Annotated in this window: 14 protein-coding genes; 9 read left to right on the top strand and 5 right to left on the bottom strand. The window is 69.2% G+C overall.

Annotated elements, in window-relative coordinates; translation table 11 throughout:
* Positions 1–159: 159 nt before the first annotated feature.
* A complete protein-coding gene (locus BCD48_RS13060) occupies positions 160–396 on the top strand; it encodes a hypothetical protein (protein ID WP_131803962.1) in 237 nt (78 codons plus the stop codon).
* Positions 377–1,141, top strand: coding sequence for a PP2C family protein-serine/threonine phosphatase (locus BCD48_RS13055; protein ID WP_083418562.1), 765 nt, complete (start codon positions 377–379; stop codon positions 1,139–1,141). The genes BCD48_RS13060 and BCD48_RS13055 overlap by 20 nt, the downstream gene beginning before the upstream one ends.
* A gap of 87 nt (positions 1,142–1,228) precedes the next feature.
* Here the strand turns inward: BCD48_RS13055 and BCD48_RS13050 are convergent, their stop codons facing one another.
* The 3 genes from BCD48_RS13050 to BCD48_RS53465 all read right to left on the bottom strand — a co-directional run bounded on the left by BCD48_RS13050 (position 1,229) and on the right by BCD48_RS53465 (position 3,663).
* Positions 1,229–1,624, bottom strand: coding sequence for an isochorismatase family protein (locus BCD48_RS13050; RefSeq protein WP_083418561.1), 396 nt, complete (start codon positions 1,622–1,624; stop codon positions 1,229–1,231).
* A gap of 46 nt (positions 1,625–1,670) precedes the next feature.
* Entirely contained in the window at positions 1,671–3,014 is a 1,344-nt protein-coding gene (locus tag BCD48_RS13045) for an ABC transporter substrate-binding protein (RefSeq protein ID WP_071048643.1), read from the bottom strand.
* A 424-nt stretch (positions 3,015–3,438) separates the two neighbouring features.
* Positions 3,439–3,663, bottom strand: coding sequence for a hypothetical protein (locus BCD48_RS53465; RefSeq protein ID WP_071048628.1), 225 nt, complete (start codon positions 3,661–3,663; stop codon positions 3,439–3,441).
* Positions 3,664–4,043: 380 nt separating this feature from the next.
* Between BCD48_RS53465 and BCD48_RS13035 the strand changes: the two genes are divergently transcribed.
* Entirely contained in the window at positions 4,044–5,123 is a 1,080-nt protein-coding gene (locus BCD48_RS13035) for an amidohydrolase family protein (RefSeq protein WP_241841687.1), read from the top strand.
* Between the two features lie 48 nt (positions 5,124–5,171).
* Here the strand turns inward: BCD48_RS13035 and BCD48_RS13030 are convergent, their stop codons facing one another.
* Positions 5,172–5,393, bottom strand: a complete 222-nt coding sequence (locus BCD48_RS13030) for a hypothetical protein (RefSeq protein ID WP_071048626.1) — start codon at positions 5,391–5,393, stop codon at positions 5,172–5,174.
* 388 nt (positions 5,394–5,781) lie between these two features.
* Here BCD48_RS13030 and BCD48_RS51205 point away from each other — a divergent pair, with 388 nt between their 5' ends.
* The 6 genes from BCD48_RS51205 to BCD48_RS13000 are packed head-to-tail and all read left to right on the top strand — an operon-like array spanning position 5,782 to position 10,869.
* Entirely contained in the window at positions 5,782–5,931 is a 150-nt protein-coding gene (locus BCD48_RS51205) for a hypothetical protein (RefSeq protein ID WP_157910486.1), read from the top strand.
* Positions 5,928–7,595 (top strand): class I adenylate-forming enzyme family protein, encoded by a 1,668-nt coding sequence (locus tag BCD48_RS13020; RefSeq protein WP_071048624.1) that lies wholly within the window; start codon positions 5,928–5,930, stop codon positions 7,593–7,595. The genes BCD48_RS51205 and BCD48_RS13020 overlap by 4 nt, the downstream gene beginning before the upstream one ends.
* Before the next feature lie 5 nt (positions 7,596–7,600).
* The gene (locus BCD48_RS13015) at positions 7,601–8,071 is read left to right on the top strand and encodes a Zn-ribbon domain-containing OB-fold protein (RefSeq protein WP_071048642.1); all 471 of its coding nucleotides are present in this window, start codon (positions 7,601–7,603) and stop codon (positions 8,069–8,071) included.
* A 5-nt stretch (positions 8,072–8,076) separates the two neighbouring features.
* On the top strand, positions 8,077–9,288 hold the full coding sequence (locus BCD48_RS13010) for a thiolase C-terminal domain-containing protein (protein WP_071048623.1): 1,212 nt from the start codon (positions 8,077–8,079) through the stop codon (positions 9,286–9,288).
* 8 nt (positions 9,289–9,296) lie between these two features.
* Positions 9,297–9,737, top strand: coding sequence for an HAD family hydrolase (locus BCD48_RS13005; protein ID WP_071048622.1), 441 nt, complete (start codon positions 9,297–9,299; stop codon positions 9,735–9,737).
* On the top strand, positions 9,709–10,869 hold the full coding sequence (locus BCD48_RS13000; RefSeq protein ID WP_071048621.1) for an amidohydrolase family protein: 1,161 nt from the start codon (positions 9,709–9,711) through the stop codon (positions 10,867–10,869). The genes BCD48_RS13005 and BCD48_RS13000 overlap by 29 nt, the downstream gene beginning before the upstream one ends.
* 615 nt (positions 10,870–11,484) lie before the next feature.
* Here BCD48_RS13000 and BCD48_RS12995 read toward each other — a convergent pair.
* Positions 11,485–11,934: ABC transporter substrate-binding protein (locus BCD48_RS12995; protein ID WP_157910485.1), on the bottom strand; the 450-nt coding region annotated here is incomplete at its 5' end.

Below are 11,934 nucleotides of genomic sequence, written 5' to 3'. Positions count from 1 at the left end.
GCTGCGACCGTAGTAGGTGGAAGTGCCTACGTTCGAGGGACGACCAGGAGGCACGCAGCGGTGAGCATGGTGGCGTGCCGGGACCGCCGGCACGCCGCGTCGCCAGGGGCCTTCCCTGCCCCTTCGCGGCCGAGCATGCTCGTACGCCGGAGGGGTGTCGTGCCTTTGCTTGTTCGCTGGTGCCATCGGCATCGGCTCGTCACCGTCCAGCGCTGCCTGGGGCCGCTGACCACGCCCAGTGCCGCGGTCGGCCTCGCCGGCGTCGCTTTCGGCGACAGCCTGACCGTGCAGAACACTGGCTGGGGCCTTCTCCTTGCCTCGCTGGCGCACACCGACCGAAACGGCACGCCGCCGCCGCCTCACCACCGCCTCGCATATGCCAGCGCCAGCCGGTAGGCGGGTAACCGGGGTTGCCGTAGCCAGCCGGCGGCACCCCGCCGCCGGCCTGGGCAGGGCGAGCGGTGACTGGATTGAGGTGTTCCGGCTGCCGGGTGGGCGGATTGGCGTGAGCGTCGGCGACGCGTCCGGCCACGGGTCGGACGCTGCTGATCACGCCACCCGGACGCGGCGGCTGGTGCGAGCGGGCCTGGTGAACGGGTGGGAACCAGGCATCGCGGTGCGGCGGGCGGTGGCGCAGCTCGGCGACACCGGAGAGCGGTTCGCCACCGGCCTCGTCGCCACCCTGGACCCGACAAACGGATACCTGCGGTATGCCAATGCCGGCCACCCCGCCGCGCTCCACCTCGAGTGGACAGATCCGCTGGACCGGGTCGTCCTCACGGCGTTGCCACCGACCGGTCCGATGCTGGTGGACCTGTTCGCCGGCCAGGACGCATGGGACACCGCGGCCATGATTCTCCACCCCGGCGACGCCCTGATGGTGTACACGGACGGGCTGATCGAGGCCCGCGATGCGGCCGGCGTGGAGTTCGGCTTCGACCGACTGGCGACGGAGGTCATCCGCTGCTCCCGGAGCCGCACCCCGCGCCACCTGCTCGACGGCATCTTCGGCGCCGTCGATGAGCACACCGCGGGCTGCCACGCGGACGATCGGGCCGCGCTCGTCGTCGCCCGTCCCCTCATCCGCGCCTGCACATTCCAGCCAGCTGGATCGGCCGGCGCGAGGTCCGATCGTGCCTGAGCCCTTGGCGGGATGTTGCCTCCCGGGTGGATTCCGAGAATAGGACCCGAAGCCCAGGGAACTGGTGGCGGCGAGGCAATGTCCGGGTCATCCCGCGGCTGGCTGCAGCTCGGGGATCTGGGCCGAGTGCAGTACATGGGCGATGCGCCAGAGCCCGAGCCAGCTTTGCGGATAGACCGACTCGTTGAGCAGCGCGGTATGAGCCTGCGGGTCAGGGTCGCCGCAGGCGTCGGCGCAGACGGTGACCTCGTAGCCGATATCGAATGCCCACCTGGTGGTGGACAGCACCGTCCCTGAGGTCGCCACGCCGGCCACGACGATTCGGCGGATGGCTGAGGCCTGCAGCAGCTCGTGCAGGTTCGTGGTGGCGAAGGCTCCGATGGTGCGCTCGGTCAGCACCGGCTCGTCCGGCCCGTCGCGGGTGACGGGCCGTTCGGGGCGGGGACGTGCTGGGCGGGACGACGAGGCCGCCCCGCCCGGCATGCCGGTGCAGCTCAGGACTGTCGTGTCGTCAGGTCGGGAACAGCGGTCAGCTCGAGATCGACGTGTTGCCGAGAACCTCGTACTCGGCCGGCTCGCCCTTGTCGTTCAGGGTCGTCGCCAGGCCGCCGAGGGTGCAGACAGCCTGGGTCGCCGGGATGGCCTTGCCGTTGCAGCGGAACTTGAGCCCGCCGCCGCCGGGCAGCTCGGTCTCCTTCATTGCCTTGATGGTCGACGTGATGGTCGCCGGGGTGATGTCACCCGAGATGCCCTGCAGCGCCGTCTGGAAGCCGGCGGCGACTATGAACATGTTCAGGCCGTCCTGGTTGCTGGTGTCGATGTTCGTGCCGTAGGTGTCGACGACCTTCTGGTAGAGGCGCATCGACGGGCTGTCCGCCCCGATCGGCGCGGTGGCGCTGACGACCATCCCCTTCAGCACGTCACCGGGGACCGCCTTGCGGGTGGCGTCGGTGATGCACTGGGAGATGGCGCTGATGGTGCCGGTGAAGCCGACGGCCTTGAGGCCGTTCATGGCGCTGATGCAGAAGGAGTCGTTGCCGATGATGAACACCTCGTCCGAGCCGTTCGAGGCGATCTGCTGCATCTGGGGTGTCATGTCGGCGGTGCCTGGGGCGATCCGGACGAGTTCGTAGCCGATGCCGGCCTTCTGGAACAGCGGCGGGGCGATCTCCTGGGCGGAGTGCAGGGCGGCCGGGACGTCGATGACGATGGCGGTGACCTTCTTGTTGCCTTCGTCCTTGGCGACCTGGATCGGCATGTCGATGACGGCGAAGGTCGGGTTGCCCAGGACGAAGGTCGTCGGGCTGGTGAGTATCCCGGGGTCGCTCGAGCCGTAGAGCATGACGGGGATCTTGGCGTCGTTCAGCGGCTTCCAGGCGCTCTCGACGACGCCGGAGGTGCCGATGAGGGCGGCGGCGACGCCGTCCTCGACCATCTTGTTTCCGCAGTCGGTGGCCTTGGACGGGTCGAGCTGGGTCTCGCAGATCGTCAGCTGGATGGGCCGGCCGCCGATCCCGGACTTGTGCTCGTTGAGCCACTTGACGGCGGCCTCGGCCACCCTGTTCTGGATCCGCAGGTCCACGGTCGGGGCGGCCCCGTCCGTAATCAGGCCGATCTTGACGGGCGCGCCGGTTGCCTTGGCGACCGGGCCGAGGACGTCCGCCTGGCTGGCGGAGCCGCTCGCCGCGGGGGTGGCGTCGCCCTTGTTGTCGGAGCCGCCACCGCAGGCCGAGACGAGGGCCAGGCTCGCGGCCAGAACCGCGGCGCCGGCCAGCCGTAACCCGGTCGGGTGCGTGGGCGCCTGCGTGGATGTGACGGGCCGCGGCGATCGCGCGGGCGCCTGCCGACCGGCCAGTTTCCAGATGTGCGACATGTTCTCCACCTTGTCGTCGGACGTTTGGAGGATGCGAAAGAAGGCCGGACCGTTCCTGAGGGGCGGTTGGCTGACTGGTTGGACAAGTGTCCGGACTGTCAAAAACTTTCGGATCGTGACTTCGCTGACGTGTCCGTTGCTCGGATACGCCTGGCGCAGGGTTCCGGCCGCTGGGACCGCTCTTGCGGCGACCCGGCGGTCGCGATGTCGCGCCGCAAGCGCAGCTCCCTCGCAGCCGTCATCTGATCCCCCTCGGTTCACCAGCTGATCTGTCGGCTCATCATCGGCGCCGTAACCGTGGCCGTCTTCGCGGATTCGGCCAAGTGCTTGCCCGTTGCGGCCAGCGGACGGGGCGCTGCACCGCCGGGCTCGCTCCTGGCTCGACGAGCCGGCGAGTCGTATGTCCAGACCCGCCCCACAACGGTCACGGGCGGGTCGTGGTGGTTGGTAGCCACATGGGGGTCTCGCGGTCGAGCCAGTCGACGGCGAGGTGGGCGAGTGCTTCGAAGAAGGTGTCCGCCTTGGTGTCGCTGGATGTCCGGTCGATCGGCCACCGCTTGGCGTACAGGATCCGCCTCGTCGGTCGGATCGGGCTGGATGGAAAAGGATCATTCTGCCGGACGAGCGGATGAACGTACACACTGGACACTGGCGACGTCCTCGTATCCATTCAGGGGTTACGTGCCAGTAACCGCATGACCTGGTACTTCGTCGCGGGCCAGCAGCGGCGCCGCAAGCGTCACCTCGACGTCTCCGCGGGTCGCGGGCCTGACGGGTCAGACACCCGTGAATGGACACACGTCCTCGTGTCGGACGTTTAGCCGCTGTGGGCAAGGACTTGACCGAACGCGCAAAGACGGCCTCGGCCGGGGCGTCGATGATGAGCCGAGAGTGCGGCATCGGTAGACCCAGGAGGCAGGGATGACGCTCATGCCGGAATTGATCATCGATGCGGACAGTCATATCACAGAGCCGCCGGATGTCTGGACCGCTCGGGTGCCGGCGAGGTATCGGCAGGAGGTGCCGCATGTGGTGCGGCAGGGTACGGCGGATACCTGGGTGCTCCATGGTGAGCGGCTGGCGCCGGTCGGGGTGACGGCGCCGGCGGGTTGGCCGACGTTTCCGCCGGAGTACCCGCAGACGTACGAGGACTGCCATCCGGGTGCGTACCAGGCGGATGCCCGCCTGCGGTACATGGACTCCGCGGGTATCTGGGCCCAGGTGCTCTACCCGAATGTCGGTGGGTTCGGGAGTGAGAACTTCCTGAAGCTGAGGGACGACGAGCTGAAGCTGCTGTGCGTGGCGGCGTACAACGATTTCCTGGTGGAGTGGTCGTCGGCGGATCCGCGTCGGCTGCTGCCGGTGGTGGCGACGCCGTTCTGGGATATCGAGGCGACTGTACGGGAGGTCGAGCGGTGTGTCCAGGCGGGGGCCCGGGGGATTCTGTTCACGGGTGAGCCGCAGCGCTATGGGCTGCCTGTGCTCGGTTCGCCGCATTGGAATCCGTTGTGGGAGGTCGCCCGGGCGGCGCAGCTGCCGATCCATTTCCACATCGGGAGTGCCGGGGACACGTTGGAGCTGTCCACGCCGGAGCGCTACGCCCTGCACGGGGTGGAGGGGGCGCAGGCGTACACGGCGGTGAGTCTGTTCATGAAGAACGGGGTGCAGTGCTCGGATCTGGTCACGTCGGGTGTGCTGTCCCGTTATCCGGAGCTGAAGTTCGTGTCGGTGGAGAGCGGGATCGGTTGGTTGCCGTTCATGCTGGAGGCGACCGACTACAGCTGGTTGGGGGCGTTCCGGCCGGGGCGGGAGCGCCGGCCGGGGGACGTGCTGCCGTCGGAGCTGTTCCGCCAGAGTGTCTATGTCACCTACTGGTTCGAGTCGGTGGCGCCGAGGAACTTCCTCGACCTGGTGCCGATCGACAACGTCCTGTTCGAGACCGACTTCCCGCACACGACCTGCCTGTTCGGCAACATCCAGGAGACGATCGAGTCCGGGCTCGGGCATCTCGAGGCCGGGCCGCGCCGGAAGATCCTCTGGGAGAACGCCGAGCGGCTGTACCGGATCGAACAGCCGCCGGCATCATGGCGAGCGACGGCGGGCCGATAGCGGCGATGGCGGCCTCGCTGTCCACGCAGACCCTCCTGCTCGGCATCATCAGGAAGTTCCGAGCCCGCTGTTCGTTCCCGCCAGCCGCGGCCGGACATCGGCCGTTACAGACGGCGATCTGGCCGAAAACACGATGATCGTCATCGAGTCGAGCTCGGATGGCCCTGAGAAAACGGTGTCAATTACGGCCTGTGCATCGGCAATAAACCCGGCCACCCGCTCGGAGTACTGCCGGTCCTTATCTGAGCCGATCATCAGACCAATGCGCATCCTGGCAGCCTCCGCGAAAGTCGTATGTATTGAACACACCCCGCGCCGCCGCCATTCAAAGATCGGCCCTGGGTGCTCCGATCGACGGCTGGTGCGGCGATACCGTTCGGGGAATCGGCTCGAACCGACTCGGCGACGCGGTCGAGCCTAGCGTCGGCGCCGCCCTGGTGCCGGACATTGGCTGGTACGGGCAAGGACTTGGCCGAACGCGCAAAGACAGCCACGGCCCGGCTGCCGATGATGAGCCTTAATGGGCCAAAGGGCGTGCGATCACAGCGGGACCCGGCGGATCGGGAGCGAAGCGAGCGATCCGCCGGGTCCCGTGAAAGCCGTGCGCCCGGCGGCCCTGGTGATGCCGGCTGCGTCGCTGGTGACTCGGGAGGTAAGGATGACGCTCGTACCGGAACTGATCGTCGATGCGTACCGTCACATCACGGTGCCGCCGGACGCGTGGGCTGTTCGGGTGCCGACGAAGCGTCGGCGGGAGGCGCGCGCGTTGGTGGGGGCCGCGTTGGTGGGGGCGGAGGCGGCCCGATGAGCGAGGAGCCCAGGGCGGTCTTAGCCGGGCTCCGGGCGCGGACGATATGGCAGGCGGTCGTCGCGTCTGGGCGGCGAGTCCCGGACCGCGCCGCGCTGGTTGCCGCCGATGACGGTGGGAGCGTCCAACGGCTGACCTACGCCACGCTGGTCGAGCGGGCACGGGCGTTGTCCGCGGGCCTGGCGAGCATCGGCGTCCGCCGCGGCGACCGCGTCGTGCTGTGGATGACCAACACGCCGGAGTGGGTCGTCTCCCACTTGGCCTGCATGCGGCTCGGCGCGGCGACGGTGCCCGTCAACACCTTTCTGAAGCCGGCCGAGGTCTCCTACGTCATCGCCCAGTCCGGCGCGCGCCATCTGATCATGGTCGATGGATTCCGGACCCTGCGCATGCCCACGATGCTCGCCGAGATCTGCCCGGAGTTCGCGACCGAGGACCTGCCCGGGCACCTGATCAGCGCCCGAATCCCGGACCTGCGCAACGTGGTGGTCTTCAACCGGGCTGACGATCGCCACGACGGCGCCTTCGATCTTGCGGTGCTGGAGGCGCGCGGCCGCGACGGTGGCCCGGGGGCCGCGGCCGCCCGGGCGCTCGCCGATCGCATGGAGCGGCAGGTCCTGGGCGGCGATCTGGCGATGGTGAAGTACACGTCGGGCAGCACGGGATTCCCGAAGGGGGCGATGCTCGAACAGGGCGGCATCGTCGCCAATGCGACGTTGCACTCCCGCCGCGTCGGGATCGACGGCCGCGACGTGTTCGTCAGCATGATGCCGTTCTTCCACGGCGGTGGCAGCATCTGGGGCCTCATGACGATGCTGGTGAACGGCGGCACGCTCGTGTTCACCGAGGCGTTCAATGCCCGTCTCGGCGCGGAGTTGATCGAGTCCGAGCGGGCCACCGTGATGTTCGGGGTGCTGCCCGCGGAGGTCGCGCGGGCGGCGATCGAGGACGGGCGCGATCTGTCGTCGCTGCGGATCGCCGCTGTGCCGAACGAGGAGGCCCGCCGGGTGATGCCCAACGTCACGTTCACCTTTGTTCCTTTTGGCCTGACCGAGACGTACGGCCCGGCGTCGGTGACGGGTCCTGACGATCCGCCCGGCAAACAGCGCACGACGGGGGGCCGCCCTCTGCCGGGCAACGAGGTCCGGGTCGTCGACCCCGCGACCGGCCTCGATGTCCCACCGGGGGCCGTCGGCGAGGCGTGGGTGCGCGGCAACGTCATGCGGGGCTACTGGAACAAGCCCGAGGAGACCGCTCGGGCCCTCGACGCGGACGGCTGGCTGCGCAGCGAGGACCTCGTCGTCATGGACGCCGATGGCTACGTCACCTACGCGGGACGGCTGAAGCTGATGCTGAAGGTCGGCGGCGAGAACGTCTCGGTGGAGGAGGTCGAGAAGGTCGTCGTCAGCCACGAGGCCGTCGACTACTGCGGCGCGGTCGGCGTGCCCGACCGGCGCAAGGGCGAGGTGGTGCGGGCCTACGTCGTCGTGCGGCCCGGCGGTCATCTCGACGCCGACGACCTGCGCTCGTGGCTCGAGACGCGTCTGGCCCGGTTCAAGATGCCCAGGGACATCGTCTTCCTGGACGAGCTTCCGCGGTTGGCCAACGGCAAGCTCGATCGGGTGGGCCTGGCCGGGCGTGCCAGGGACGAGGTGGCGGTGTGACCGGCATGGCCGACGCGGCCGAGGTGACCCACGCGACCGATGCGGAGGTCTTCGCCGCGTTGCCCGCGGTGCTGATCGACCGCGACAACGTCGAGCACTACCGCGGGCTGCTGGCGCGGCGGCTGCTGATCAACCGGTGCGCGGCCTGCGGCTACTGGGTGTACCCGCACCGGCCGCTGTGCCCGAAGTGCTGGTCCTGGGACGTCGTGCCCACCCAGGTGAGCGGCGACGGATTCGTGTTCCTGTGCACGCTGGTCCACCAGGAGCGGGACCCGGACGCGGCGCCGGGGGAGCCGGTGTCGACCGCCGCGGTGGAACTTGTCGAGCAGCCGGGGCTGCGCTACCTGGCGCCCGTCGTGAACTGCCCTCCCGACCGGGTCCGGCTCGATATGCCGGTGCGGTTGACGTGGGTGGATCGCGACGGCGTCGCGTGGCCCGCGTTCCAGCCATCGGGCCCGATCGAGGGCGGGAGGTAGCGGGCATGGCACGCAACCCGTTGAAGGACCAACTGGCCGTGGTCGGCGTCGGGTCGACGCCGTATGGCCGTGACCTGAAGCGCACCGAGCTGTCGCTCGCCCTCGAGGCGGCCACCGCCGCCGTCGAGGACGCCGGCCTCGACCGGCAGGAGATCGACGGCATCTGCGGCACCGGCATGGACCCGCTGGCCATGGGCGGATCCGGGTTCCTGACGCTGCAGGGCGCGCTCGGGATCGAGAAGACCACCTGGCAGAAGAACGGGTGGCTCGGATCGTGCTTCGTCTACGCGGCCGAAGCGGTGTTCTCCGGGCTCTGCGACACGGTCCTGGTCGTGCAGGCCTACACCCGCGGGATCGGAATGTCGCGGTCCGCCGCCGCCGACCCCTTCCGCCTCCGGTCGGCGCAGCTGCGCGCGGCGGGCGGCCACACGATCGTCGGCCAGAGCGACCCCGCCCGCCGCTGGATCCACTCCGGCGAGCCCTACGCCGCCTGGATGGCGCGCTACCTGCACGACTACGGGGCGACGAAGGACGTCTTCGCCCGCATCGCGGTGAACAACCGCACCCACGCCACCACGAACCCGCGGGCGGCCATGCGCACCCCGATCACGATGGAGGACTACCACGCCTCCCGGGTGATCTGGGAGCCCATGCAGATGCTCGACATGGACGTGCCCGTCGACTGCGGGGAAGCGCTGATCATCACGACGGCCGAACGGGCCAGGGACCTGCGCCACAGTCCGGTGTACATCCACGCCATGTCGCTGGGCGGGTCACGGGTCGGGGAGTACTACGACAACAGCCTGGGCTGGACAGAGAACGCCCTGTGGATCTCCCTGGCCGGCCTGCGGGAGCGCAGCGACCTGACCATTGACGACCTCGACCTGTTCTTCCCCTACGACGGCTACACGATCGACACCGTGGGATGCATCGAGGCCGCCGGTTTCTGCAAGCCAGGCGAGACCGCCGACCTGCTGGCCTCCGGCTGGGACGCCGAGGCGAACATCTACCGGCTGGGCGGGCACACGCTCGTCTCGACCAACGGCGGCGCGCTCTCGCACGGACGTGCCGGAGGCTTCAACTTCTACACCGAGGCGGTGCGGCAGCTGCGCGGCACCGAAGGGGAGCGGCAGGTTCCCGACGCCAGGACGGCGCTGGTCTGTGCCGGCGCGAGCTTCTTCCACGACCCCGCGTCGGTCATGCTGCGTACGGACTGAGCGCGGCGATGGACGCTCGTACGCTCGTCAGCTTCGACATCGACGGCACCCTCGAAACGGGCGACCCCGCCGGGCCGCTCCGACTGACCTTCGTGCGGTGGGCGCAGGCGCGGGGCTACGTGATCGGTAGCTGCTCCGACCGCACCCTCGGCGAGCAGTCGGCGATGTGGGCTCGCGCCGGGATCGTCCCCGACTTCGTCAGCCGCAAGCACGAGCTCACGGCGGTCCGCGTGGCCTGGCGCTGCCAGCGGTTCGTGCACATCGGCGACACCCGCGTCGACGAGCACTTCGCCGCGCAAGCGGACTTCGAGTTCATCTCCGTTTCCGACCTCGCTCGCCGGCTCGCTGCCATCGACCCAATGACGTGCTCGCAGGATTCCAGCCCGGCGTCGACTGGGGCTGTCTTAGGAGGCATGGACCGTGGAAAAGATCTGGGCCAACTCGGGTGACTCGCACCTCGTCGAGCCGGACGATCTGTTCGACCGGAGCCTGCCCGCGCCGCTCGCGGAGCGGATGCCGCGCAGCGTCAAGGACCCCGACGGCGAGTGGGAGACGATCCACGTCGACGGGCAGGAGTTCCGCCGTCGCATGCCCCGGCCCGGCGCGAAGCTGACCGACGAGAACGGCCTCACCGTCCCCGAGCGGGCGCCCGGCGCCAACGACAAGGAGCTGCGCCTGGTCGACCTGGACGCCGAGGGCGTCTGGGCCGAGCTCATCTACCCGTCGCTGGGGATGTGGACCTCGTCGATCCGCGACCCGGAGCTGCTCGCGGCCGGCGCCCGGGCGATCAACGACTGGGCCATCGAGTACCAGCGCTTCTCGCCCCGCTACATCTGCGCGGCCACGATCCCCTTCCTCACCGTCGACTCCGCGGTGGCCGAGGTCCGGCGGGCCGCGGGGCTCGGCTACCACGCCGCCGCTCTGCCGGTCACGCCGCTCGTCGACGGGGACGACTGGCATCGCGAGTCGTGGGAGCCGCTGTGGGCCGCCCTCACGGAGACGGGCCTCGTGATCGCGTTCCACATCGGCAGCGAGCCGCATGACGCGTCCGCCCGCAACGGCACCTACTACCGCGGCCCCGGAGGCGCGCTGCTGAACTACATGGAGACGACCTACGGCGGCCAGCGGGCGGTGTCCAAGCTGATCGCCGGCGGCGTGTTCGACCGGCATCCGTCCCTGCGGGCGATCGTGTCCGAGGGTGGCGCCACCTGGGGGCCGTTCGTCGCCGACCGGCTCGACGAGGCGTACCGGCAGCACGCGTCGGCCGTCCGCCCCCGCCTGCGGCGGCCTCCCAGCGAGTACCTGTACGAGAACGTCTACGCGTCCTTCCAGCACGACCGCTCGGCCGTCGCCGCGGTGACGGCCATGGGCTGGCGCAACGTGTGCTGGGGCAGCGACTACCCGCACATCGAAGGCACGTTCGGCCACACCCAGAAGACGCTCCACGAGCTTGTCGGCGATCTCGACCCCGCGACCCGTCTTAGAATCACGCAGGGCGCCTTCCAGGAACTGTTCCCCCACGTGCCGCCCGCCCCGGATGACGGGTCGTCGCCCGGCCCGCTCCAGGCCGCGGCGCGGTGACGCCGTCGCAGCGGGAAGGCCAGGTGACCGGCGGATGACCGGCTAAGTGGTCAGCGCTCGAACGGTGGGATCCTGGCACGACGGTGGAGATGTCGATTGACGAGCGAGAGTGCTCGACTTGGACTGTCCGGCCGCCCTCGGAGCTCCCGGTCGGCGCACAAAATTTGGGAGCCCAATCGGCATACATACAGGTCGGCGGTGACTTTACACCGCCTCATCGGCGCGCCGCCCTGACCCTTCTCAGACATCCTCTAGCTGGCGAGGAATGCCCCCTTTGTCGGGTCGTAGGCGAAGAGGCTGGGCGGGATGGCGCCGTGCGGCGTTTCGGGGGTGTAGGTGGCGTTGTCCGCGTAGCCGGGGATGTGGAAGGTGCCGAGGGAGAAGGCGGCTTTCTGGAAGCTCTGGTAGGTCCCTGGTAGGTGAGGTCCTTGTGGAGACCATCTGGACGCGACGGACGGCTTCGAATGGCGGCCGTGTCGCCGAGATATGCGGAGGCGAGCTCGTCCAACTCGATGGCCACGGCGTCGCGCATCGACCGCGGACGACCGAGAAGGCGCCGACTGTCGGCGAGGGACCTGTCCGACGTGGGTCGGCGCCTCATCGTCCATCGTGGTGTTATTGGAGTGCTTCGCCGCACCAGTAGCCGTCGTGGTTGAGTGTCGCGGGTGGTGGGGCGGGTACGAAACTATGTCCAGCCGGGTCGACGGTGATGAAGTTCTCGCAGAGGATCGGCTGTGTGGGCAGGGACAGGTTGATCGGGGCGATCAGGCCGCCGGCGGTGAAGTCGGTCACCCTGCGGAGAGTCTCGACGAAGGCCTGGCGGGTGGGGCAGGGCCCGGCGAGTTGGAGTCCCTGGATCATCTCGTCCGCGGCCACGTATCCGGCGAGGGCGAGYTCGTCGGTGGGGTCCGGCAGCTCCGGCGCGTAGGTGGTCATGGTGTTCTGGTAGGCGTCCATCACCGGAGAGCCCTGTGCGGCGACACTTGACATGATCGACATTCCGGCCATGTCACTGCCTCGCTGGGCGAGCAGACCAGGGCTGAAACCGGTGGCGCTCAACGCCAC

Origin of the sequence: Pseudofrankia coriaricola (assembly GCF_001854805.1) — a bacterium.
GTDB lineage: Bacteria > Actinomycetota > Actinomycetes > Frankiales > Frankiaceae > Pseudofrankia.
Note: the sequence above shows the minus strand (reverse complement) of the source record. Positions and strands in the feature narration are given on the sequence as shown.